22 protein-coding genes are annotated in these 24,619 nt (G+C 58.9%); 14 read left to right on the top strand and 8 right to left on the bottom strand.

What is annotated here, in order from left to right:
* Positions 1–52: 52 nt before the first annotated feature.
* The 7 genes from L861_RS14335 (at position 53) to L861_RS14305 (ending at position 8,892) form a co-directional block, all read left to right on the top strand.
* The gene (locus L861_RS14335) at positions 53–997 is read left to right on the top strand and encodes a hypothetical protein (protein WP_016417180.1); all 945 of its coding nucleotides are present in this window, start codon (positions 53–55) and stop codon (positions 995–997) included.
* 63 nt (positions 998–1,060) lie between these two features.
* A complete protein-coding gene (locus tag L861_RS14330) occupies positions 1,061–2,254 on the top strand; it encodes a toxic anion resistance protein (RefSeq protein WP_016417179.1) in 1,194 nt (397 codons plus the stop codon).
* Positions 2,251–2,661 (top strand): VOC family protein, encoded by a 411-nt coding sequence (locus L861_RS14325; protein ID WP_016417178.1) that lies wholly within the window; start codon positions 2,251–2,253, stop codon positions 2,659–2,661. Before L861_RS14330 ends, L861_RS14325 begins: the two co-directional genes overlap by 4 nt.
* Positions 2,662–2,715: 54 nt before the next feature.
* Positions 2,716–4,098: an MFS transporter gene (locus tag L861_RS14320; protein WP_144063055.1), complete on the top strand. Its 1,383-nt coding sequence runs from the start codon at positions 2,716–2,718 to the stop codon at positions 4,096–4,098.
* A 141-nt stretch (positions 4,099–4,239) separates the two neighbouring features.
* Complete coding sequence (locus L861_RS14315; RefSeq protein ID WP_016417176.1) at positions 4,240–4,773, top strand: retropepsin-like aspartic protease family protein; 534 nt, start codon at positions 4,240–4,242, stop codon at positions 4,771–4,773.
* Between the two features lie 133 nt (positions 4,774–4,906).
* A complete protein-coding gene (locus L861_RS14310) occupies positions 4,907–6,589 on the top strand; it encodes a VRR-NUC domain-containing protein (RefSeq protein WP_016417175.1) in 1,683 nt (560 codons plus the stop codon).
* Complete coding sequence (locus L861_RS14305; RefSeq protein WP_016417174.1) at positions 6,586–8,892, top strand: ATP-dependent DNA helicase; 2,307 nt, start codon at positions 6,586–6,588, stop codon at positions 8,890–8,892. The genes L861_RS14310 and L861_RS14305 overlap by 4 nt, the downstream gene beginning before the upstream one ends.
* Before the next feature lie 7 nt (positions 8,893–8,899).
* Here L861_RS14305 and L861_RS14300 read toward each other — a convergent pair whose 3' ends face one another.
* The 4 genes from L861_RS14300 to L861_RS14285 form a co-directional block, all read right to left on the bottom strand.
* Positions 8,900–9,730 (bottom strand): class I SAM-dependent methyltransferase, encoded by an 831-nt coding sequence (locus tag L861_RS14300; protein ID WP_016417173.1) that lies wholly within the window; start codon positions 9,728–9,730, stop codon positions 8,900–8,902.
* Between the two features lie 158 nt (positions 9,731–9,888).
* Positions 9,889–11,721, bottom strand: coding sequence for a monovalent cation:proton antiporter-2 (CPA2) family protein (locus tag L861_RS14295; protein WP_016417172.1), 1,833 nt, complete (start codon positions 11,719–11,721; stop codon positions 9,889–9,891).
* A 131-nt stretch (positions 11,722–11,852) separates the two neighbouring features.
* A complete protein-coding gene (locus L861_RS14290) occupies positions 11,853–12,272 on the bottom strand; it encodes an NUDIX hydrolase (RefSeq protein ID WP_016417171.1) in 420 nt (139 codons plus the stop codon).
* Positions 12,273–12,288: 16 nt separating this feature from the next.
* Positions 12,289–12,849 (bottom strand): hypothetical protein, encoded by a 561-nt coding sequence (locus L861_RS14285; RefSeq protein WP_016417170.1) that lies wholly within the window; start codon positions 12,847–12,849, stop codon positions 12,289–12,291.
* 132 nt (positions 12,850–12,981) lie between these two features.
* On the opposite strand from L861_RS14285, the gene L861_RS14280 reads away from it, so the two are divergent.
* Positions 12,982–13,665: a cupin domain-containing protein gene (locus tag L861_RS14280; RefSeq protein ID WP_016417169.1), complete on the top strand. Its 684-nt coding sequence runs from the start codon at positions 12,982–12,984 to the stop codon at positions 13,663–13,665.
* On the opposite strand, the gene L861_RS14275 is transcribed toward L861_RS14280, so the two are convergent.
* Genes L861_RS14275 through L861_RS14265 form a run of 3 tightly spaced genes read right to left on the bottom strand, consistent with a single transcriptional unit; the run spans position 13,650 to position 18,551 of the window.
* Positions 13,650–14,309 (bottom strand): CerR family C-terminal domain-containing protein, encoded by a 660-nt coding sequence (locus L861_RS14275; protein ID WP_016417168.1) that lies wholly within the window; start codon positions 14,307–14,309, stop codon positions 13,650–13,652. The genes L861_RS14280 and L861_RS14275 overlap by 16 nt on opposite strands.
* Before the next feature lie 17 nt (positions 14,310–14,326).
* Positions 14,327–17,422 carry an efflux RND transporter permease subunit gene (locus tag L861_RS14270; protein ID WP_016417167.1) on the bottom strand — a complete coding sequence of 1,032 codons (3,096 nt, stop codon included), beginning with the start codon at positions 17,420–17,422 and terminating at the stop codon, positions 14,327–14,329.
* Positions 17,423–17,429: 7 nt separating this feature from the next.
* Positions 17,430–18,551, bottom strand: coding sequence for an efflux RND transporter periplasmic adaptor subunit (locus tag L861_RS14265; RefSeq protein ID WP_016417166.1), 1,122 nt, complete (start codon positions 18,549–18,551; stop codon positions 17,430–17,432).
* A gap of 303 nt (positions 18,552–18,854) precedes the next feature.
* On the opposite strand from L861_RS14265, the gene L861_RS14260 reads away from it, so the two are divergent.
* On the top strand, positions 18,855–19,034 hold the full coding sequence (locus L861_RS14260) for a PLDc N-terminal domain-containing protein (protein WP_016417165.1): 180 nt from the start codon (positions 18,855–18,857) through the stop codon (positions 19,032–19,034).
* Positions 19,035–19,128: 94 nt separating this feature from the next.
* Here L861_RS14260 and L861_RS14255 read toward each other — a convergent pair whose 3' ends face one another.
* Positions 19,129–19,335, bottom strand: coding sequence for a DUF3565 domain-containing protein (locus tag L861_RS14255; protein ID WP_016417164.1), 207 nt, complete (start codon positions 19,333–19,335; stop codon positions 19,129–19,131).
* Positions 19,336–20,056: 721 nt separating this feature from the next.
* On the opposite strand from L861_RS14255, the gene L861_RS14250 reads away from it, so the two are divergent.
* Genes L861_RS14250 through L861_RS14230 form a run of 5 tightly spaced genes read left to right on the top strand, consistent with a single transcriptional unit; the run spans position 20,057 to position 24,543 of the window.
* Positions 20,057–20,923, top strand: a complete 867-nt coding sequence (locus L861_RS14250; RefSeq protein ID WP_016417163.1) for a decaprenyl-phosphate phosphoribosyltransferase — start codon at positions 20,057–20,059, stop codon at positions 20,921–20,923.
* Positions 20,920–21,876: a lysylphosphatidylglycerol synthase transmembrane domain-containing protein gene (locus L861_RS14245; RefSeq protein WP_016417162.1), complete on the top strand. Its 957-nt coding sequence runs from the start codon at positions 20,920–20,922 to the stop codon at positions 21,874–21,876. Before L861_RS14250 ends, L861_RS14245 begins: the two co-directional genes overlap by 4 nt.
* Positions 21,873–23,171, top strand: a complete 1,299-nt coding sequence (locus tag L861_RS14240) for an FAD-binding oxidoreductase (protein WP_016417161.1) — start codon at positions 21,873–21,875, stop codon at positions 23,169–23,171. The genes L861_RS14245 and L861_RS14240 overlap by 4 nt, the downstream gene beginning before the upstream one ends.
* Positions 23,168–23,923: an SDR family oxidoreductase gene (locus tag L861_RS14235; protein ID WP_016417160.1), complete on the top strand. Its 756-nt coding sequence runs from the start codon at positions 23,168–23,170 to the stop codon at positions 23,921–23,923. Before L861_RS14240 ends, L861_RS14235 begins: the two co-directional genes overlap by 4 nt.
* The gene (locus tag L861_RS14230; protein WP_016417159.1) at positions 23,920–24,543 is read left to right on the top strand and encodes an HAD-IB family hydrolase; all 624 of its coding nucleotides are present in this window, start codon (positions 23,920–23,922) and stop codon (positions 24,541–24,543) included. The genes L861_RS14235 and L861_RS14230 overlap by 4 nt, the downstream gene beginning before the upstream one ends.
* The last annotated feature ends 76 nt before the right edge of the window (positions 24,544–24,619 follow it).

The raw sequence follows: 24,619 nt of genomic DNA, 5'->3' as shown, positions 1-24,619 counted from the left end.
GTGTTCTTCTACACTCTGGCTTTCTTTTCGAGGACGGCGGACGTCGCGGCCTATGTTTGAATTTCTTCAGGGGTTTGCCTACGGGCTGTTTCTCACCTGTCTGCCGTGGTTTCTCGCTGGCATGGTCAATCCGGCGCTGGCAGCGCCCACCGAGGCGCCCAATCGCCTGCATGTCGTGCTGCGTTACTGGTTGTTGGTGCCCTTCATTGCCTTCCTGTTGTGGCTGACGTCGCTGTGGGGTGGCTTTGGCCCCAGTTTGTGGGGGTGGTTGGCAGGGCTTGGGGCGATTGCCGTGGAGATTCCTCTGGAGCGTCGTTGGCGTCGTTGGCGCGCCGAACGTCGCCAGCGTCGACTCGATGCCCAGCGTGAGGCAGAAGCCCAGCGCCGCCGGGTCGAAGCCGAGCGTGAAGCCCGTGAAGCGGGGGTAGCCGTTCTCGATCCGTCGCGACCACCGGTCGATGCCGATGAGGTGATATTGGCGCTGTGCCGGGCCAAGCAAGGATTGGAGGAGGTCAAACGCCCCGACCTTGCCACCCAGGCCGATCGTCTTTATAGCCGTTACGTGCATGTACTGGGAGTGCTGACCGCCAGATTCGATCGCAGTGAGTTAGCCTTCGAACGCTCACGAACCCTGATCAGAGAGGTGTGCCTGGGCGCAGTGGACAACCTGACCGCCATGATATCCCAGGCGCGCAGTGTGGCCGGTGTCGATAGCGCCTTCGTGCGTCGCCGTCTCGAGCGTGAGGGTAAGCGACTTACCGTGGCCGAGCGCGTGGCGCTCAAGCGGCGGCTGGAACTGGTCGAGGAGACCGAGCGTCATTTGCGCGATCTCTCCGCGCGCAACGAGTCAGCGCTGACCGCGTTGGATGACACAGCCGTGGCCATGGCGCGTATCGAAACCGGACGGCCGCAGGCCTCGGTGGCCGCCGATCAGGCGCTGGCCGATTTACGTCGCTTTATCGACCGGGCCGAGCGGTACGGACGCAGCGGTGGCTGAGGGCGTTACCAAAACGGGGCGAGTATGCCACCCTGTCCATAAGTGCTTGAAGGGGATGAGCCGATGAACGACAAGCGTGATAGCGACAGTGGTGGACGCCTGTCCCTACCGCCGGTAAAAGAGATTGCCGACCGTCTGGCTGAGGAGATTCCGGCCGAGCATGAGCCGGCCGAGGCAGAGATCGAACACGACCCGGAGTTGGTGGCCATGGCCGATGACTTCGTCGAGCGTGTATTGGCGGATTCCGAAACGTCGGCCGAGGAGCAGCGCCGGTCGGTGGATGAGATGGGTATCGAGATCCAGCGCCAGGCCACCCACCACAGTTCCATGCTGCAGACACCACTGCGCAAGCTGGCGCATCAGGGTGATGACGGTGGCCCCGTGGCTCAGGCGTTGATCAATCTGCGTGGACGGATGCAGTCGCTCGATCCGCAGCGCCATAATCTGTCGCGTGGCGGTCTCGATCGTGCCATGGCGATGATTCCTGGCGTTGGTAACCGCATGCAACGCTACTTCCGTAAGTTCGAGAATGCCCAAGAAGCGCTGGACGCGATCATCGCTGATCTGGAAAGTGGCCGCGATATGCTGCATCGCGACAACCTGACCCTCTCCGACGATCAGGAAGCGTTGCGCGAGATTCTGGGGCAGTTGCGTCGCCAGATCGACTTGGGGCGACTGGTCGACCGCCGGCTGAGTCAGGCCGCCGCCGAACGCGACAGCGACGACCCTCAGCGCACTTTCATCGAAGAAGAACTGCTGTTCCCCTTACGCCAGCGCATCGTTGACTTGCAGCAGCAACTGGCGGTCAGTCAACAGGGTGTATTGGCGCTGGAGGTGATCATCCGCAATAACCGTGAGTTGATGCGCGGTGTGGATCGGGCCATTCATGTCACCGTTTCGGCGCTGACGGTTGCGGTCACCGTGGCGATGGCGCTGGCCAACCAACGGCTGGTACTCGACCGGGTCGAATCGCTCAATGCCACCACCTCGGACATGATCGCTGGTACCGCCAAGGCATTGCGCAGCCAGGGTGTGGACATCCAGACCCGCGCGTCCTCGGCAATGCTCGACATGCAGGCGCTGGAAGATGCATTCGGTGAGGTGATGGGAGCCATCGATGATTTGTCACGCTATCGCCAGGAAGCGCTGCCCAAACTCGATGAGCAGATCGACCGACTCGAAGCCCTATCGCGCCAGGGCGGTGAGGCAATCACACGGCTAGAGCGTGGCAACCGGACACAGGATCCGACGTCATGATCACGATTCGCGGGCTCGATCATCTGGTGCTCAGAATCAAGGATCTTGACGCCGTGCTGCGTTTCTACTGCGAAGCATTGGGTTGTCGCGTCGAGCGGCGCAACGACGAGCTCGGCCTGATCCAGTTGCGTGCGGGGGATTCGCTGATCGATCTGGTGCCGGTCGAGGGTGAGCTGGGTCGCAAGGGCGGCGCGGCGCCAGGAAGCGAAGGGCGCAATCTGGAGCACTTCTGCCTACGTATCGAGCCTTTTGATGAGACTGCCATTCGCGAGCATCTGCAGCCGTTCGGAATTGAGGTGGGTGAGGTGGCCATACGCTATGGAGCGGAAGGTAGTGGACCATCGCTGTATATTACCGACCCGGAAGGCAATACGGTGGAGCTGAAAGGTCCTCCCGATCCGTCATGAACAACCGCCTGGGCAATGCATGCTTCGCATCGCCCCGCTTTCTTCCTGCAAGGAATGCCATCAATGAGTGCCATCTCCGTTCCCGCCGAACGTGTGCCACGGCAACGCGCGTCGCGCAAGGAAATCTTCGGCTGGGCGATGTTCGATTTCGCCAACCAGGCCTATACGTTGCTGATCATCACCGTGGTGTTCGGCGAGCTGTTCACCACCGTGATCGTCGGCGATCGTGGCGACAACTATCGATTGGCCAATTTGCTGTGGAGTCTGGCGCTGGCGGTGAGCTATTTGCTGGTGGTAGTCACTGGCCCCATCTGTGGTGCAGCCATGGACTTTTCGGCGGCCAAGAAACGCTTTCTGTTCATCAGCTATCTGGCCACCGTCGTTACCACCGCCATGCTGTATTTCGTGACGCCAGGCTACGTGGTGCTGGGGCTCTTGTTGATCGTGGTTTCCAACTATGCCTATTCGATGGGTGAATCGTTCATTGCTGCGTTCCTGCCCGACCTGGGGCCGCCCCAGGACCTCGGCAAGATCTCCGGTTTTGGCTGGGCATTGGGCTATGTCGGTGGACTGTTCGCCGCTGGCTTCACCCTGGTGGCGCTGGGAGAGGCCACAGCAGAGAACTTCGAACGCATACGTTGGGTCGGGCCCTTCGCTGGCGGTTTCTTTCTGATTACCGCGATTCCGACCTTTCTATGGATCAAGGAGCGCGGCACGCCGCATTCCCTGCCGCCGGGGGATAACTATATTTCCATCGCCCGGGCGCGCGTGGCCACTACCTTGCACGAGTTGAGACGTTTCCGCGACTTGGGAATTTTCCTGTTTTCACTGCTGTTCTCCATGGCTGGCATCTACATCATCATTGCTTTCGCCTTCATCTACGGCGCCCAGGTGATCGGCTGGGATGAGTCGATCCGCAACATCATGTTCATCATCGTGCAGATCACCGCTGCCGTCGGTGCTCTGGGTTTCGGTTTCATTCAGGATCGTATCGGCGCCAAGATCACCTATATTGGCACCTTGCTGCTGTGGGTGGCGGCGATCATCGCTATCTGGGCCACCCCGGAAGTCACGGCGTTTCTCAACACCCGTCTGGGCCTCGATTGGGAAGCGCAGCATTTGTTCCTGGTGGTAGGCTGCCTGGCAGGCCTGAGTCTTGGGTCCAGCCAGTCCGCCAGCCGTGCACTGGTAGGGCTGTTCTCACCGCTGGAGAAATCGGCGGAATTCTTCGGTTTCTGGGGCCTGGCCAACAAGCTGGCCGGAGTCGGTGGCATCATCGGCCTGGGCCTGTTGCAGTCGGTGGTTGGCCTTCAGGCCTCGATCCTGCTGTGCGCGGTGCTGTTCGTCATCGCCATATTGATCTGCCTGGCCGTCAACCAGGCGCGTGGCCAGCATGCGGCCGAGGAGTGGGAAGTTCGCCGGAACTCAATGAACTGAGTCGGTATCCTGACCCAGCATGACCGAAGTTGAGTGTGGTCCCTTCGCATGCGCTATTCTCCCGGAACTGCTTGGCGTTTCCGTCTCCTGATCCAAGGAGCGGATAACGATTCTGGAATTTCGGGGGCAAGAAGAAGCGCGATGGACGAAGATGAGAGAGCGGTCCGGCGAACTGGCCTGGGCATGATGCTGCTGTTCTGGCTGTTGGTACTGGCGATCGGTGCTTGGTGGTTTCATGGCTATCTCGAGCAGCGTCGCAATCCCAACGCCCACTTGGTACATGCCGTGGCAGGGGAAGGAGGAGACGTCGTCTTGCAACGCAATGTCTCCGGTCACTTCGTGGCGACCGGACGCATCAATGGCGAACCGGTGGAATTCCTGTTGGATACCGGAGCGACCTATCTCGCCGTGTCTGCCGACCTCGCTGCTAGGCTGGGACTGGAACGCGGCAGACCGGCCTTTTTCCATACCGCCAACGGCCGTGTGCAAGGCTACTTGACTGAGATCGACCAAGTCAGCCTGGGCGGGCTTGCGACCCACAATGTGCGTGGATCGATCAATCCCGGCATGAGCGGTGATGCGGCGCTGTTGGGTATGAGCTTCCTCAACCGTTTCGATATCGAGATCCGCGGCAATGAAATGGTGCTGCGTGCGCCCCAGCGGCCAGTGCAGTAGCTGCACCGAAATGGCTGCGGTGTTCAGCTTACATGGCGGCAGAATGATTCCTGACGGGTGATGCCTAGGCCTTGGACCGGAACCTCGCAATGACGACTGGTCGGCTTGGTGGATGCCTTGCTACCATGGATAAATGAACAGTGCTTCGCATGAGTTGCCGATAACGGCTTCCCTAGACGACCCCTTTTACTATCTGGCGAATTTCCGCTTCGTGCTGGCGTGGGTGGCTGATCGCTACGATGACCTGCTTGGCGAGAGGGAAAGGGCGTTCATCGAAGTGTTCGCCACTTTACCGCTACCTGCTCAGGCGCTGCTGGTGCGCATGGTGATGCGTAAGGGCACACGGTTTCGTACCGGCAAGCTGTGCTATGCCGAAATCGGTGATACCGAGGCAGCGCTGGCGCCCTTGATCGAAGTCGGTTGGGTCGACGCCGATCCCGTGCTCGATCTCGAGAGCCTGTTCACGCTGCTGACCAAGGCTGAGATAGTCGAGGCATTGCAGCACGAGATCATCTCGGCGGGTTTGCCCGTCAGCAGTGGCAAGACAGCACTTCGCGATAGCCTGGAGGCACGCCGGCTTACGCCTCGTCCACTCTCCGACTGGTGGCCACAGGCCCCGGATCGGGTCGTGGAATTGACATGGATGGAAACCTGCGACCGGCTGCGGCTGATGTTCTTCGGCAACTTGCGCCAGGACTGGGCCGAGTTCGTACTCGCCGAGCTTGGCTTGCAGCGTTTCGAGACAGTCGAATTCACCCGCGAGTCACGGGCTTTCCAGGCGCGTGAGGAGGTGGACGCTTACCTGGACTTGCACCGGTTGCGCGAGCGCCTGGAAGAGGGTGAACTACCACGGACACTGTGGCACGAGGTGCCGGAAGCTCCCGACAACTCGTGGCTGGAAGCGCGCCGCGCCAAGCTGTTGTTCCAACTGGCTCGAGAGGCCGAACGTCATGATGACTTGGCCATGGCGTTGGCAATCTATCCCAGTTGTGGTCATCCCGAAGCGCGGGCGCGCCATTTGCGCTTACTGGAGCGTTGCGGCGAGTTCGAAGCTGCCTATCGGCTCGCTGAACGAGCCCAGGTGGCACCGCGCAGTGAAGCTGAAAGTCAGGCACTGGAGCGGCTGGTGCCCCGCTTGTGTCGCCGTTTGGCGCTGCCATTGCCGTCCAAGGTCACTCCGGCAAGCCCCGAGCGCTTGGATCTGTGCCTTGCCAAGCCCGTCATAGGCGGAGTGGAAGCCGCTGTCTGCGAGCACCTGAGTAGTGAACATGCGCCAGTTCACTATGTGGAGAATACCTTGATCGGTGGTCTTTTCGGTCTACTTTGTTGGCGCGCAATCTTCGCCCCGCTGCCGGGCGCCTTCTTCCATCCATTCCATACCGGCCCGGCGGATCTGGTGCGTGAGGATTTCGTGGCGCGACGACACGAGCTTTTCGATGCCTGCATGGCGGAACTGGATGATGGTCGCTATCGGGAAACTATCCGCACGACGTGGCATGCCAAGCATGGTCTTTCCTCACCCTTCGTCTATTGGGAGGTCCTTTCCGAGACACTGTTGGAACAAGCTCTGGCGTGCCTACCGGCAGTACATCTCAAGGCCTGTTTCCTGCGCTTGTTGAGAGATATTGGCGCCAATCGTGCCGGGCTTCCCGATCTGATCCAATTATGGCCGGATGAGCGCCGCTATCGTCTGATTGAGGTCAAGGGCCCGGGAGATCGGTTGCAGGATAATCAACGCCGCTGGTTGGCGTTCTTCCAGGAACACGCCATGCCGGTAGCGGTTTGCCATGTCACGTGGCGGGATGTCGTGCCATGAATGGCCGTGGGCTCGACAACAAGCCCTTGTCATACCATGTGGCCGTCAGGAGTTTGTGCGAGTTCACCGCCAAGGCCGGCGATCTCGATCACCGTTTCACGCCATCGCCCACCGCTCAGGAAGGTATTGCCGGCCATGCATTGGTGACCGGGCGACGTGGTGACGATTATGAAACCGAAGTCGCACTTGCCGGCGAGTATGAGTCGCTGGGCGTCAGTGGTCGTGCCGATGGCTATGATCCCACTATCAACTGTCTGGAGGAGATCAAGACCTACCGGGGCAGTCTCGAACGCATGGGTGACAATCAACGTGCGCTGCATTGGGCGCAGGTCAAGGTTTACGGGGCTCTGCTGTGCCGGCAGCGTGAGTTGGCGCAAGTGACCGTGACGTTGGTTTATCTGGATATCGCCACCGGTCGCGAAACACGGCTCACCGAGCATGCTGCGACAGAGGAGCTGCAAGCCTTCTTTACCGAGCAGTGCCAGCGTTTTCTGGCTTGGGCCGAACAGGAGGCAGCGCATCGCCAGCAACGCGATGCTGCCCTTCGAGAGTTGCGCTTTCCGCATCCTGAGTTTCGCCATGGGCAACGAGCGCTGGCCGAAGCGGTCTACAAGGCGGCCAGTACCGGGCGTCATCTGATGGTCCAGGCTCCTACCGGCATCGGCAAGACACTGGGCACGCTGTTTCCGCTGCTCACCGCCATGCCACGCCAGGCGCTCGATCGCCTTTTTTTCCTGACCATGAAGACGACCGGGCGACGCTTGGTATTGGAGGCGTTGTCGACCCTGGGGGGAAAGAGCCAAGAGCGCGAGTTATCGCTGCGTGTGCTGGAACTGGTAGCGCGTGACAAGGCCTGTGAACATCCGGACAAGACCTGTCATGGCGAGGCTTGCCCGTTGGCCAGAGGCTTCTACGACCGGTTGCCAGAGGCGCGTCAGGCGGCCATCGATAGCAGCGGAATTCTTGATCAGGCGGCGCTGCGCGAAATAGCGCGCGAGCATGATGTTTGCCCTTATTACTTAGGTCAGGAAATGGCGCGTTGGAGCGACTTGGTGGTGGGCGATGTCAACCACTACTTCGATGTCAGCGCTATGCTCTTTGCCCTGACTCAAGCCAATGACTGGCGGGTCGCCGTGCTGGTGGACGAGGCCCACAATCTGGTGGAGCGCGCACGGGGCATGTATAGCGCCACGCTCGACCAGCAACGTATCAATGTCTTACGTCGTCAGGCACCGCCAGCATTGAGCAAGCCTCTGGGCCGGGTCGCCAGGCGCTGGAGCGAACTGCTCAAGGATGTTGGTCCTGATGAGTCGGGATCGCGAGAGGCCCCGGAATATCACGTGTTGAAGGCACCGCCTCAAGGCATGATCAATGCCTTGCAGCAGGCCGGTTCGGCGGTCACCGATTACCTGGGCGAGCATCCTGCCGGTGTGGATACCGGCTTGCAGGAGTTCCTGTTCGAGGCGCTGCATTTCTGTCGCCTGGCAGAACGTTTCGGTGAACATTCGCTGTTCGACGTTACCCGCCATGGCCGCGGCCGGGCGGTACTCACGTTGCGTAACGTCGTCCCGGCAGACTTCCTGTCACCACGGCTAGCGGCCAGTCGCTCCACGGTGCTGTTCTCCGCGACGCTTAGTCCGAGTCATTACTATCGCGATCTGCTGGGGTTACCGCTGGATGCTCCCTGGCTCGAGGTCGACTCGCCATTTGCCGGACACCAGCTCGACGTCAGAACCCAACGGACGATATCCACCCGTTTCCGGGATCGCGATGCATCCATCGTCCCTATCGTCGCTACGCTGGCCGAGCAATACCGACGTTTGCCGGGCAACTACCTGGCCTTCTTCAGTAGCTTCGCCTATCTGGAGGCGGTGCTAGCGCGTTTCCGGACCGAACATCCGGATGTCGTTACCTGGACCCAGACCCGTGGCATGCGTGAAACCGAGCGCCAGGCGTTCATCGACGGCTTCGTTCCGGGTGGCCGGGGTATTGGCTTTGCTGTGCTGGGTGGCGCTTTCGCCGAGGGGATCGACCTGCCTGGTGAGCGACTGATCGGTGCTTTCATCGCCACCTTGGGCATGCCTCCCTTCGATGCAGTCAATGAGCAACTCAGGGAACGCATGCAGGCGCGTTTCGGTCGTGGTTACGACTACACCTATCACTATCCCGGGATCACCAAGGTGGTGCAGGCCGCTGGCCGGGTGATCCGCGATCCAGAGGATCGCGGAGTGGTAGTGCTGATGGATGACCGTTTCACCAGGCCGGAGGTGAAGGCACTGTTGCCAGGTTGGTGGAATCTTTGAAACCGGATCATCGGCGCCGGCAGATCATCTGGATCGGCGCAATGATTCCCCGCTCCAGGTTCGCAATCATGTTCGCTATCTTCTGTGGAGCTTGCGGTCCCAGATGAATGTGGAGCCCGAGTGGAGGAGGTCCGCTTTCCGCAATGCGCGTCTTGATGCGATGGAAGAACTCGAGAGCTGGGTCGCGTCGGTCTTCTTCCGCCGTCACCTCGAAACCGGCTGTCTCCAGTGCCTGCCGATAGGTGGACAGGGGGGCGAGAAACGACATCTGCGGGGTATCGGCCCAGGCAACCGGAAATGATAGGTCGCTCTCCCCGGTACGCATGACCTCGTAGACGCCGAACACGCCGTCCTGTTTGACTACCCGCGCCGCTTCGGCACAGAGGCGCTCCTTGTCCGGCACGTTCATCCCCACATGCAGCAGTGTGGCTGCATCGAAGCTCGCATCGTCGAACGGCAGGTCCATCGCGCTGCCTACACGGAATGTGACATGCTCCGTCAGGCCTACCATCCGGGTCAGTGTCTCAGCGACGGCGACGTACTCGGGCGTCAGGTCGATCCCCGACACCGTGCAGTTATATTGGTGGGCGAAGAATCGTGCTGGCCCGCCGATCCCGCTGCCGATTTCGACGAGCGACATGCCCGGCCTGAGACCCATCTGCGAGGCAAGATGTACAGTGGCCTCATGGCCACCCATGTGGAACTCGTCTACAGCAGCCAGGTCCTCGATCTGCACGTTGTCCAGGTCGCGTCCCATGGCGGCCAATCCGTCGAGGATCTCGCGCTCCAGTGAACCGTGACTCCAATGCTGGGCCACGCCTTCTTCTATCGTTGCCATCTTGTATCCCCTCTTTGTCGGTGGGCTTGACAGCAGTGTTTCTCGGCGTGATTGCTACCTTCCCAGTATTGGCCTCCGTGCGGCCGATGAAAAGTTCTATGATGGTACTTACGCCCCATGGCGTTGGCAGCCATAGCCGATGATGGAGGCTGAGTCGCTCAGATATCTTGTCGTTCCTGGGGAACGTTGCCGTGCCGTGGGGGCGTGGTGGCGACTTCCTCATCGGCTTCGTACAGGGCTTCGAGTTCGCGAGCGGCTTCCTGTACGGTCTGGATCAGTTTCTTCTCGTTGCCGAAAACCTCCAACTGACGCATCAATGCCTGTTCGTCGTGAGGGCGGAAGGTGTCGATGGTGTGCTGGGCCTGCTCGCGCGGGATGCCCAGCTCGATCAGCACGTCGCGGGTCATTTCCAGGCTGGCGGGTAGCAGTTCGCGTACGATGTGGTGGATACCGGCCCGCATCAGCAAGTGAGCGTGATACCGGTTTCGGGCTCGGGCAAAGATACGCAGGTGCGGGAACTGGCGCTTGGCCTGTTCGACGATGCGCATCGAGGCCTCGATGTCACCTACCGCCACCACCAGCACTCGGGCCTTGCCGGCACCGGCGGCACGCAACAGGTCAATGCGCGAGGCGTCACCGAAATACACCTTGTTGCCGTAGCGGCGCACGAATTCCACGTGATCGGCGTTGATGTCGAGTACCGTATAGGGAATCTTCAACCCCTGCAGCGCGCGCCCCATGATCTGTCCGAAGCGGCCGAAGCCGGCGAGGATGATCTGGGGGGAGTCGTCCAGGGGATGGTCGTAGACCGGTTTAGGTTTCGATGCTTCGAATAACGACCGAATCCAGCGTACATGGATCAACAACAGCACCGGAGTGGTGGCCATCGACAACGAGATCACCAGCACCAATAGGCTCACCAGGCCCTGATCCAGTAATGCGGCACTTCCCGCTGCGGTGAGGACCACGAAGCCGAACTCGCCGCCCTGAGAGAGCAGCACGCCGAGATTGCTCGCTTCCTTCCAGCCGGTGCCGAACAGTCGCGCCGCCAGCACCATGCTCAGCCCCTTGGCCAGCAGCAGCGCCAGCGTTAGGCCGAGAATCACATGTGGCTGTTGGGCCAGCAGCCCAAGCTGGGCGGTCATGCCCACGGCCATGAAGAACAACCCCAGCAGCAGGCCGCGGAAGGGCTCGATGTCCGCCTCGATGTTGTGGCGGTATTCCGAGTCGGCAAGCAGTATTCCGGCGATGAAGGCGCCCATGGCCATCGATAGTCCGGCGGTATCCATCAACAGTGCGGCGCCAATCACCACCAGCAGGGTGGTACCGGCGAAGACTTCGCGGCTGCGGGTACTTGCCGCCAGCCGGAACAGCGGACGCAACAGATAACGCCCGCTGACGATCAGGCCAGCGAAGGCGCCTGTGCCGAGGATGAATTCGCGCAACAGTGGGCTCATGCCATCGGCCATCAGCGACCCAGCGCCGAGGATGGGAATGATCGCCAGCACCGGAATCGCCGCCATGTCCTGGAACAGCAGGAGTGCGAAGGCGTTGCGCCCATGGCGCGTCTGTAGCTCCTTACGTTCACCAAGTAGGTGCAGTACCAGTGGTGTGGAGCATAATCCTAGACTGAAGCCAACCACCAGTGCGGCGGTCGGTGCCAACCCCAGCCACCAGGCAGCGATGGCGAGCACCAGCGTGGTGATGGTGACCTGCAAACTGCCGAAACCGAATACCGCCTTGCGCATCAGTTTGAGGCGTGCTGGCTTGAGTTCCAGACCGATCACGAACAACAGGAACACGATGCCTACCTGTGAGAACTGCAATACGCCTTCGGTATCCGGCACCAATGCCAGCATCGAGGGGCCGATGACCACCCCAGCAGCCAGGTAACCCAGTACCTCGCCAAGCCCCAGCCACTTGAAGATCGGTACGATCAGTACCGCTGCGGCAAGAAAGATCAGCGCGTTGTACAGCAGGTCGACGGCCAAGGGAGGCTCCTTAGAATCAGGGAAAGCAGGTAAGAGAAAATTCTACATGACGCAGTGCGGCATTACGGGTTGACTCATTTACGATATGACCAGTGCAAAAGCCGGGCCAACATCTGACCCTTACATTCGTGTCAATCCAACAAGGCTTCCAGGGCCAGAGGTAGAACCCGGTCGCGAGTGAGGGGAGCCAAAGGAAGTGCGGTGGCTTCCTCCGGTGTGACCCAGACGACTTCCTCGATCTCTGCCGCTGCCCGGATGGAGGACGTCATCGTGGCGAGAAAGAGATGTGCCGCGACGACATGTCCCGGCTCGTTGGCCGCTGGTGCCGCAAACTCTCCTAATGATTCCAGGTCGGTAGGCACACTACCCAGTTCTTCGCGAAGTTCTCGGATCAGCGCATCGGCTGGGGTTTCGCCCGGCTCGATCTTGCCTCCAGCCTGCATGAAGGCTTGGGTACCGCGTTTGCGAACCAATAGCAGACGGCCTTGCGCGTCGGTAATCAGCGCGGCGGCGATATGAATGATACTAGGGTCTTGGTCTTCTTGGGGCATGGGGATAGGCTCCTTCCTAAATACAGAGCCCATTTTCACCGATACCGCGTCCACAGTGGTAGCGGGTTTCCATTCGCTCGACGTACCAGCCTTGGCCATTTTGTCTCATCCATACCCGATAGTCCTGGCCTTGAATGGCGTCATCGTAAAACCCCCACTGTAGTATCACGCCGATGGCGCGTTCATCCTCGCGGTAAATACGTTGGGTCTGCTCCCACATCGAACGGCCCAGTGGCTCGCCCAGGTCCAACTCGCTGGCCAGGGCTTGTAACAGCGTGCCTGGTGAATCCTGTCGACTGACCGCAATGGTGAGGGCTCCCGGCACTTCATGCGATACTTCTTGCCAGGATGTCGTACCCGGTGTGTAGCTTACGTCGGGGGGAAGGCGGTCGCGGTAGGCGGCGAGGCGTGGTTGGGCTTCCAGACCCTTGCGGTCCCATTGGGAAGGGGCATAGATGGCATACGGGGTTCTGGAAGGCTCGTACAAGGCAACCTGAGGCTCGGGGGGAAGGGCACAGCTCACGAGCAGGTTGGTGAGCAAAAGCAGGAATAAGAGTGGTGCCTTGGTGGATGGCATGGCCGGTTCCTCAAAAGGAAGCCCCCTTGGTTCTTACGCTAGCCGAATAAGACAACCTTCACCATGCATGGTGATGATGTGTGCTCCGATGTGACCGAGAATGCTAAGTGGTAGCCAAGTGGAGAAAGCACGATGCGACTCAACGCCGATTTTTCCGAGCGAGCGGTGGTGACGCCAGATGCCTATCGCTGGGTGGATTCACCGACACAGGGCGTGCAGCGAATGATGCTGGATCGCATCGGTGAGGAGGTGGCGCGCGCCACTTCGCTGGTTCGCTATGCGCCCGACGGCCGTTTCCCGCCTCATGAGCATAGTGGTGGCGAGGAAATCTTGGTGCTGGAAGGCGAGTTCGCCGATGAGCATGGTACGTACCCGGCGGGAACCTACCTACGCAACCCCATCGGCACCTCACACTCACCTAGTGCGGGTCGGCAGGGCACCCTGCTGTTCGTCAAACTTCACCAGTTCTCGCCCCGTGACACCGAGCGCAAGGTCATCGATACCCAGGCGCTTGCTTGGCAACCCGGGCCGGAGCAAGGGCTGATGACGATGCCGCTTCACGACTTCGAGGGCGAGTATGTCGCTTTGGTGAAGTGGGCTCCCAACATTCGTTGCGAGCCGCACACCCACTGGGGCGGTGAGGAAATCCTGGTACTGGAGGGCACCTACCATGATGAGCATGGTGCTTACCCCAGGGGAAGCTGGCTGCGCAGCCCACACCAAAGCAGGCATGCCCCCTTTACCGGGGAGGACGGTGCGCTGATCTACATCAAGAGCGGCCACCTCACTCTCGGTGACAATCAATCCGCTTCATAGACCCGCAGATGCGAGGCAATTACGTCTTCGATGATGGCGATGACGGTATCATCGAGCGCTTCGATGCCCAGACGCCGTAGCAGGGGCTCGCGGCAGATCAGAAAGAACACGATCTGGCCGACCAACGTATGGGTCTCGACGATCACCCTCCGGTCATCGCGGGAACGGCCGGTCAGTATCGCGATCAGCGTGCTCAGTATCGCCTGAACGGTGCCGAAGGCCTGGGCGTGCAGGATGTCGAAGGCTTCGGTAGGGTTGACCTGTTCGCGCATCACGAACAGCAGCCATTGACGGCACTCGTCATCTTCGGTGAAGACTTTCACCATGTGACGGGTCATGTCTTGCAGGGCCGCCATTGCCGTCTGGCGATCCGGCTCTCCTCCAGCGTCATTGGCCATGATGGCTTCGTCCAGCCGTAGCCGTTGGCGTAACTGCCCGGCGATATAGCGTGCCGCTGCCAGGTAGAGACCATGCTTGTTGTCGAAGTAGTAGGCGATCGAGCCGATGTTGGCCTCGGCGGCATCGGCGATCATGCGGGTGGTCGTCGCCTTGTAGCCGAGCTCGCCGAACAGCTGGATGCCGGCATGGATCAGTTTTTCTTGGGTATTGTCCCGGGGCTGATGTGGGTTGGACTGCTCTCCCATCTGTCATTTGCTCTCTTTCACTCGGCGGCTTGGGGCCGCGTATCGATGCCGAAGAAGTAAGTGTACAGCACGGGGACCACGCCCAGGCTCATGAGGGTGCCCATGCCCAGCCCGAAAGCCATGGCGCTGGCCATGCCGTAGAACAGTGGGTCGTGGCCGACGATCAGTGGCAGGAAGCCGAGAATCGTGGTGGCGGCCGACATCAGGATCGGCCGCAGGCGTCTCTCCGAGGCTTTGACCACGGCATCCAAGGCTTTCGCGCCCGGCTCGCTTCGCTCGATGTCGATACGATCGATCAGCACGATCGCATTGTTGATGATGATGCCCGCCAGACTGTAGATGCCCAGCAGCACCATGAAGCCGAAATCGGCGCGCATCGCCAGCAATCCCACAGCGATGCCGGTGATGATCAGCGGAATGGTGGCGACGATCAGCAGTGGGCGCTTGAACGAATTGAACTGCGCCACCAGCAGGATGAAGATCAAACCTAGACAAATGGGTAGGTTGGCCTGCAGTGCCGCTTGCCCCTCGGCAGACTCGATGACTACACCGTCGAACTCGATCCAATGCCCTGGTGGCAAACTCGCTTCCAGCTCGGTTAGGCGTGATTCCAGACGCGGCACCATATCCTCAGCCGTCAGGTAGCGGTTGCGACCCTCGACGGTGATGGTGCGCACCAGATTCTCGCGATCGATACGGTAGTAGCCATTGTCGAGCTCGATGGACGCGACTTGGTTGAGTGTCACGCCGTCGCCTGGTGAGTCGAGCGGGTAGATGGTCAGCGACTTGAGGCGCTGCAGACTCGAGCGGTCTTCCTTGGCGTAGCGCAGCATCACTGGAATGATATCGTCGCCTTCACGGAAGTGACTCAGATGGTAGCCGTCGATGGCACTTTGCAACGAATTCGCAATGTCTTCCGAGGTGATGCCGGCCTGACGTGCCCGCGCTTGGTCCACCTCGATGCGCAGCGAGGGAATCCGGGCTTCCCAGCTTTGGCGAATGTCGATGGCACCGTCGAGGCTGGCCAGGATGGCTTCGACCTCCTTGGCCGTTGCATAGAGCACGTCCCGGTCAGGCCCCTTGGCCTGCACTTCCAGCAGGCTACTGTCCGACGGTCCCAGGAACATCTTGGTCACCTGTGGTGAGACGTCGGGATATTGGTTGGCGAAGAATGCGCGCGTCGAACCGATCACATGATCGACCCGGTCGCGATCGGCGACGTTGAGTACCATGAATCCCTTGTTGGGTGCGGGATCGATCGGCGTCAGCGACAGCACGAAGCGCGGCCCGCCAAACCCCGAATAGGCGGCGATGCTGGTGATGTCATCGCTCATGTCCGGCACTTGCTGCAGTTCCCTAGTGAGTCGCTGCATCTTGCGGTCCGCCTCGCTGGCCGCGATGTCGGAGGGAAAGTCGACATACACCAGTACCTGGTTGCGATCCGAGTCGGGGAAGAACTTCTTGGGTACCGCTTGCATGATGGCCACGCCTGCCACCAGCGCCAGTGCCATGACGCCCAGGAACAGCACACGGTGCCTGAGAAGGCGTCGCAGCAACCAGGCGTAGCGCCGTGACATGCCCCGGAACATCCGATCGGAAACATTGGTGGGCTCCGCTTCGCCATCGCCGGCCCTCGTCGGCGCCTTGAGGAAACGATGGCACAGGGCAGGGGTGACGGTCAGCGACAGGAACCAGGAACTCAGCAAGGTGATGGCGATGACGATGGAGATCGAGCGGGTGTACTCGCCGGAGACGTGCTGGGCAAGCATCAGGGGCAGGAACACCAGGACGGTGGTCAGCGTCGATGACAGCAGTGGAATCGCCAGTTCGCTGCCGGTTTCGCGGAGTGCCTGATCGCGTTGGCTGCCTGCCTCCAGGCGGGTCTTGAAGTCCTCGGCGATGACGATGGCGTTGTCGACCAGCAACCCCAGTGCGATCACCAGCGTGGCGAGGCTGGCACGCTGCAAGGTCATGTCTAACAGGCCCATGATGGCCAGGGTGACCAGCATCACGGCGGGAATGATGGAACCAACGATCAGCCCGGTACGCACGCCCAGGAACAGGACCACCACCGCCAATACGATGCCGAGGGTCTGTAGCACACTCGACGTCACGCCATAGACAGCATTGGCGACCTGGGTGGGTTGGAAGGTCATGATCTCGAGACGGTAGCCCACCGGGAGCGTCTTTTGCAGCTCGTCGATGCGTGCCTTTATCGCCTGGCCGTAATCCAGGACGCTGACCCCGTCGAGCATGGAAATCGCAAACACGATAGCGCGTTTGCCATTGAAATAAGCCGGCTTGTCGACGGGATCGGCATAGCCGCGGCTGATCTCGCCGAGATCGCGCAGCCGCAGTGTGCCACCGCCGTTCGGTAGGCGGATCTCGGCGTCGCCCAATGCTTCCACGCTGGGGAATTCGCCGCTGATTTCCAGTGCCAGTCGCTGCTCACCGGCTTCCAATACGCCCCCTGGGGGGAAAATGTTGCGTTTCTGGATTTGTGTGGCCAGATCGGAGGGCGACAGCTCCAATTCAGCCATCTTGGCTTCGGAGATGTCGATAAAGATACGTTGCGGCTGCACGCCGATCAGTTCGACACTTTTGGTGCCATCGGTGGCATAGAGTGCGGCGCGGATGTGCTCGGCGATTTCCTGCTGCTCGGCCTGCGGAAAGTCGTCGGCGGTGAGTGCCGCCGTGACCACGGCCACATCGCCGAAATCGTCGTCGATGACCGGGTCCTGGGTGCCTGCGGGGAGGCTGGGGCGTACGGCCTCGACTTTTTTGCGGACTTCGTCCCAGATCTGATCCAGGTCGAAATAGCGGTCCTGGATTTCCACATGCAGGATCGAACGTCCGCGCATCGAGGTCGAGCGGATCTCTTCGACTTCGCCGATCAAGCGGATGCTCTCTTCCAGGGGCTTGGTGATGTTCTCTTCCACCTGCTCCGCCGGAAGACCGGGGAAGGCCGTGCTCACCACTGCTTCGCGAATGGTGATCTTGGGGTCTTCGCGTGCCGGGAGCGTGAAGTAACTGACCACGCCATACAGCATGGCGACCACGGTGGCCAGATAGAAGACGGGACGGCGCCGATAGGCGATCTGCGACAGGTTCATGCGTGCCTCAGTTGTAACGCTCCGGCCCTTGGCCGAGTAGGCTGACGGTTTCGCCCTCGCTGACGAACTCGGCACCGCGGGCCACGATTCTCTCTCCGGCTGTCATCTCGCCATGGATGATGGCGACACCATCGTCGATCGAGTCGACGTCGACCGCGACGCGCTCGAGACGCATCTCATCCGTCACCCGTAGTACATGCGCGCTACCTTCGGGGTCATACACCAGCGCGGTCAGAGGGATAGACCACTGCAATGTTTGTGTATCGGCTGCTTGAGCCTTGTGGATCGACAGCTCGACCTGAGCCGTCATGCCCGAGCGCAGGCCGGGTGGGGCGTCGTCCAGGGACAGCACCATGGGGTAATTGTTGGATGACTGGGGCTGGGTCCCCAGATGCCTGACGGTGGCGGGTATTGACGCGCCATCCAGGGCGGGCACGGAAACGCGATGAGTCGAGTCGGGAGGAATCGCAGTGACCAGGGTTTCGGGGATGTTGGTATGCATCTCGAAACCCTCGCGTTCGGAAATCACCCCGAACACCGCCTGATTGGCGCTGACCCGTTCGGAAGGTTCGACATGACGCTGGCTGACCGAGCCATCGAAAGGGGCGTGCAGGCTGGTCATGCGCAGGTCGCGTTCTGCCAACTCCCGAGCGGCTGCCGCCGAAGCAAGCTGCGATTCGGCCGTATCCAACGCTGCTCTAGCAGTATCGAGGTGTGCCTGGCTGACGAACCCCTTTTCCTGGAGGCTGGCCTGACGCGTGTAATCCTGACGTTTTTCCTGGTGTTGGGCTCGTGCTTCGCTCTCCTCTGCTCGGCGTTGATTAAGGACTAGCCGATAGCGCGCGTCGTTGAGTTCCGCCAGGACGTCTCCTGCTGCGAAGTGGTCGCCCACATCCACTGCCATGCGCTCGATCTCTCCCGAGATCTCGAAGCTCAGTGAGGTCTTCTCTGCCGCCTGGATCTGGCCGGAAAGCGTCGTGATGGATGGGCCGTTCGCAGGCTGGACGACATAGGTATCCACCACCCGGGCGGGTGTCGGGGACTCCTTGCTCTCGGCGGTACAGCCGGTGTTCAACAGAGCCAGACAGCCCAGCAGCGGGAGTATGGCTAGTGAGCGGTTTGACCACATGTGTGCAGTCCTCGATATGCCGATGTAAAAGAGGCCAAAGCCATCCATGGAGTGTGCCAGATTCTATTAATCATTTGATTAAATCGTCAATGGCAAACTCATCGGCTAGCGCTGCATCGTGTGGTTTGGGAACTTCCGAGTCGGGTCCGGTCTACGCTATAGAAAGCGTTTGTCGAGGGTTACCGCATCCCGATGCACAAAAAGGGTGAAGGACTTTTCGCTGTCTACCCGTTTGTGTCGGGTCAAGAAGTTATGCTACCTCTGACATGAAGGAATCCATCAAATGGCAAAGGAGTGTGCACTATGGGAATCGAAGTCGGTGGCCTGCTGGGTCTGATATGGCTGATCATCGTCATCTGGGCGGTCGTCAAGGTCGCCAAGAGTTCAGCCGGACCCATCGCTAAACTGTTATGGATCCTGATCCTGTTGATCTTTCCCGTTGTCGGCCTGGTCATCTGGCTATTGCTGGGGCCCAAGGGGTAGCGAGTCAAATTTCTTTGGGTCTACGCATAGGAAAGGCAAGCCAATGGCTTGCCCTTTCGTCTGTCTAGGCAGTCGGATATCCGTTGCGGCATGGCTATTGCCCGTCCTTGGGTGCCCCTTCATCGCATTTCTTGCATTCCAGCAAGAATCCCAGCATGGACCTTCTGCTTTCCTCATTCATGACCCAGGGTCGATTGACGAAGGGAGGTTGGTGGCGGATATGCTGGTAGTGACCACAGGCAAGTTCAGCCACCCAGTGGCCTTCATCATCGAGATGGTAACCGGTAATGGACTGCTGCATGATTCCTCAGCCCCAGGATGGCTCATCCATGCTAGCGCTTCGGGACTAGCTCGGTGCCTTGTAATGACCAGGAATCCTCACCTTTTCTCCATTGGGTAGGACACGCGTGTGGGTGGGGACATAGACGCGTTTGATGATGCTTTTTGATTCTGTCACTGTAATTCCCCCTATCTATAAGCCTTTGCCTTACCTTCGTCCCAGTACGCGCTGAGGTCAAATCCTGTTCAGCATCCTGTTGTCGGCCTTGGTAGTGTTTGCAGGTGAGCAAAATCCATCTGTACTAGGAAGTTTGCATTCCAAATGGTTATAAGAAGAGCGAAAGCCCATAAGTGTGTAACTGCTCACGACGGGGTCAGTGGATGACTCCTCCCGATAGTGTTCGTTGAACATACCTCATTCATATAGAACGCTGGATGAACCCTTTATGACGAGCGTGGTCGACAATGGCAAGTCCTTCACGAAGGGCTTCCAAGGAAGACACCGAAATTTTCTTCGCCAATACACCAAGGTATGGTACATGATGGATAGAAGACGAGAGCAAATATCACCGACTGGTTGATGTGCTTCTTGCTCATTTAGGAAACAGACAATCAGCTAGCCACTCTACAGCATCTCGCTCGACGGATAGGGGTAGAACCCTGCCTATCTTCAGTGAGAAGGGAAAGCTGCTGCTGGCAAAATCAAGCATCGATGATCATGGCTTTCTAGGAAGGAGCGCCTGATGCCAATCGTGAAGATATTAAGGCCGCACCAATATATTAAGAACGGCTTCGTATTGATAGGACCTTTGTTTTCCCACCAATGGACATTAGCTACGTTGTCGCAAGCTTTGCTGGCTTTCTTGGCGTTTTGCTGTATCGCCAGTGCCGTCTATGTGTTGAACGACATTGTCGATATCGAAGCCGATAGAGAACATCCGGTAAAACGTTATCGCCCATTGCCAAGTAGAGAGATTTCGCTTAATTCTGCAAAATTTCTGTTATCCATATTAGTCGTAGCTGCACTGTTTCTGTCTCTTGTTGTCAGCCTATGGGTGCTTGTCTTCGTCGCTACATACTTCTTCATGAATATTGTGTATTCATGGAAGTTAAAGCACGTAGTGATCCTGGATGTGTTCATCATTTCGGCAGGGTTCATGCTGAGAATTCTTGCGGGTACCGTGGGGTTGGATATTGCACCTTCCGAATGGCTTTTGCTGTGCGGGTTGATGGTGACCCTGTTTCTCGGCTTTACCAAACGGCGTGCCGAACTGCTCATGCTGGAAACGACAAAAGCCAATGAGAGCTTGGCTCGGCGTGTATTGGATGATTACAGCCCTGCTATGTTGGAGCAGTTCATCGCGGTCACGGCGGCTTGCACGATCATCAGTTATGGTTTGTATACCGTATCGTCAACCACCGTGGCCCTGCATGGCAGCACGGATTTGATTTATACCTTGCCATTCGTCGTGTACGGCATCTTTCGCTACCTGTTTTTATTGCACCACCGGGAGAAAGGTGACGATACGGCGAAGGAGCTATTAACCGACAAGCACTTGTTGATCACGGTGCTGGGATGGGTGGTAGCCACTCTGTGGGTGCTGACATGACGCAACGTCAACTCAAGGGGTGGCGCCTACGGGCGTTGATCCTTTCGATCATGGTCGCTACCGCCGGTTATTTGGCTTTCTCGCTATGGGGGGGCTGGCAGGAAGTGGTCGCTGCTTTTGTTCGTATTGGCGTTATCGGCACCGCCATCGCGCTTGGCATGTCGCTGGTCAACTATGGCCTACGCTTCGTGCGGTGGCAGCTTTATCTGGCACAACTCGGGCATATGGTGCCGTGGTTGCCCAGCCTTCGCATTTACCTGAGTGGCTTCGCCTTGACCACCACACCGGGAAAGGCGGGAGAAGCTTTCCGAGGTGTATTGCTCAAGCAGCGCGGCGTTTCCTTTCCCACGACATTCGCCGCATTTCTGAGTGAGCGGCTTTCCGACCTGGTGGCGGTCGTGCTGCTGACGTTGCTGGGATTGGCCCAATATCCCCAGGCACGAGGGGTGGTGCTGGCAGGGGTGGCAGGTATCGTGGTGGTATTGGCATGCCTTTCCAGCCAGCGCCTGCTTTCGCGTCTCAATAGCTGGGCCAAACAGCGGGTAGGCAAGGTCGGCAGTCTGGTCGTGCACACCACTGACATGCTGCAAAGTGCCCGGCGATGCCATGGTCCCCGGCTGCTGGTGCTGGCTACCCTCTTGGGCGTGATAGCCTGGGGCGCCGAAGCGCTGGCATTCTATTGGGTGCTCGTGTGGTTGGGCGCCGATGTCTCGCTGCCTTTCGCTGTCTTCGTTTATGCCCTGTCGATGCTGGCTGGAGCCTTGAGCTTTCTGCCCGGCGGTCTTGGTGGAGCCGAAGCCGTCATGATGTCACTGCTGGTGGCAAAAGGCATGACGATGCCGGCTGCTATCGCGGCGACGGTCTTCATACGTTTGGCCACCTTGTGGTTTGCGGTGATGCTTGGGTTGATTGCCCTGTACAGCAGCCGCCATGGGGAGGCCGTCACGTCATGAAGTCGCCGCTGTCCTGGAACCGTATTCCCCGAGTTCAGCCGGACAAGATCCATCGTCTTGGTTACCGCCAGGCGACATTGCCCCAAGAGAGCTGGCCGCTTCTTGCCTATGGCAATGGACGTAGTTATGGCGATGTATGCTTGACTGAATCGGGGACGTTGCTGCTGACACGTGGATTGGATCGCTTCATGGCGTTCGATCGGCATTCCGGTGTCCTGCGTTGTGAATCAGGGGTCACTCTGGCGGACATTCTTGCTTTGGTGGTTCCGCAAGGCTGGTTCCTACCCAGTACACCTGGAACTCGCTATGTCACCGTGGGCGGGGCACTCGCCAATGATGTACATGGCAAGAATCATCACGTCGTCGGCACCTTCGGGCACCATGTCCGCCGCTTCGGGTTGCTGCGTTCCAGTGGGGAACGGATGGAGTGCGCGCCTGACCGGCATGAGGACTATTTCCGGGCCACCATCGGCGGCTTGGGGTTGACTGGCTTGATCGAATGGGTCGAGTTGCAACTGATGCCGATACAGAGTCCCTGGATGTGGGTGGAGTCACGGCGCTTCGGCAATCTCGAGGAATTCTGGTCGCTCAACCGTGATGCCGAGACCAAGTGGTCCTACACGGTGGCATGGATCGATTGCCTGGCCAGTGGTAGCAAGAGAGGTCGTGGCATCTTTCTGGCAGGTCAGCATGCACCGCCTCAAGCCAACCTGCCAAGCTTCAAAGAGCGCAGCAGGCGTATGGCGATCGATCCGCCGGTTTCTCTGATCAATCATCTGAGCCTGCGTGCCTTCAATGCTCTTTATTATCGTCAGCCGGTCAATCCTTGCGGAGCACTTCAACACTACCAATCGTACTTTTATCCACTGGATACGATTCAGGACTGGAACCGAATCTACGGGCGCAAAGGGTTCTTCCAGTATCAATGTGTATTGCCGCCTTCCGTAGCACAGGATGGCGTGGCGGAACTGCTGAACACTATCGCTGCCAGCGGGCAGGGGTCGTTTTTGGCCGTACTGAAGACCTTTGGTGAAAAGCCGTCGTTGGGGATGTTGTCGTTTCCCCGGCCTGGTACGACACTGGCACTGGATTTTTCCAACCATGGAGAGGCAACGCTGCGACTGCTGGATTCCCTCGATGCCATCCTGCGAGAAGCCGGCGGCACCTTGTATCCGGCCAAGGACGCCCGTATGCCCGCTGATCTGTTCCAGTCTGGTTTCCCTGAATGGGAACGCTTCGCCGACTACATCGATCCCGCTTTCTCATCACGTTTCTGGCGTAGAGTCACCTCATGAATTCACTCAAACGCATTATCATTTTTGGCGCCACCTCGGCCATTGCAGAACAGACCGCTAGACAACTGGTGGCCAGGGGGGCATCGCTCTTCTGCGTCGGGCGTGATTCCAGCAAGCTCGATGCTGTGGTTCACGATCTTCAGGTCAGAGCTTCCAGCGAGCAGCGAGTCGATGGAAAAGCGGCGGACCTGCTGGATGTTTCCCACCATGAATCCCTCCTGGATGCCGCCGAGGATTTCCTGGGGGGTGTCGATGCGGTGTTGATCGCTCATGGCACCTTGCCGGATCAGAAAGCTTGCGAAGCCTCCTTTGAACAAACACGCAAAGAAATCGATACCAATGCCACTAGTGTCATCAGCCTGTTGACGTTACTGGCCAATCGCTTTGAACGGCAGCGTTCGGGAGTCATTGCCGTCGTCAGCTCGGTAGCCGGTGACCGCGGGCGCCAGAGCAATTACGTCTATGGAGCTGCCAAGGGCATGGTGTCGATCTTCCTACAGGGTCTGCGCAATCGTCTGGCGCGCAGCAACGTTAGTGTGGTGACCATCAAGCCGGGCTTCGTGGATACCCCCATGACGGCAGGTATGGATAAGTCGGGCCCCTTGTGGGCAAAGCCGGAACAGGTGGCGGAAGGCATCGTCAAAGCAATGACCAAGGGAAGCGGAGACGTCTATCTACCCTGGTTCTGGTATTGGATCATGCTGATCATCCGACATATTCCCGAATTCATCTTCAAGCGGATGTCTCTGTGAACACGACTCCCGTTGCCTTCTTCGACTTCGATGGCACGCTTACCACTGGTGACACGCTGTTGCCTTTTCTCAAGTATGTGGTAGGCGCTCCGACCTATTACACCAAGCTGGCCTTGCTCAGTCCTGTCCTCGGAGCCTATGCCACCAAACTCTTGCGCAACGACATCGCCAAGGAAATCGTGCTCAAGCAATATCTTGCCGGGTATCCCCTGAAAGAGCTGCAGGATATCGGCAAACGATTCAACAAAGAGATCATTCCCACCATGTTGCGTCCCGAAGGTATCGAACGACTGGAATGGCATAAAGCCCAAGGGCATGACTGCGTACTGGTGAGTGCATCATTGGATGTTTACCTGAAGGAATGGGCGGGATCCTATGGTTTTACGGCATCTTTGACGTCAAGTTTGAAGCAAGATGAGTTTGGTAATGTGACAGGACACTTGAACGCCGCCAATTGTTTTGGCTGGGAAAAATGCTTGCGTATTGAGACGTGGATTGAGGCGCGGAAGCCAGAAGTCACATATGCCTATGGTGATTCCGAAGGTGATTTGCAAATGCTTCAGAGTGCTAATGAAGGTTGGCGCTTCAGCTCAAGAAGCAAGCGTTTCATAAGAGTGTAGACATTGTTTCCATGGAAAGGGAGTTCATGATGATGTATTGGAATGCCGAAATGTTTGCAGTGGCGCAGTCGACCTT

This window comes from Litchfieldella anticariensis FP35 = DSM 16096 (genome assembly GCF_000409775.1).
Taxonomy (GTDB): Bacteria; Pseudomonadota; Gammaproteobacteria; order Pseudomonadales; family Halomonadaceae; genus Litchfieldella; species Litchfieldella anticariensis.
This window is presented reverse-complemented; position numbering and strand designations above follow the sequence as displayed.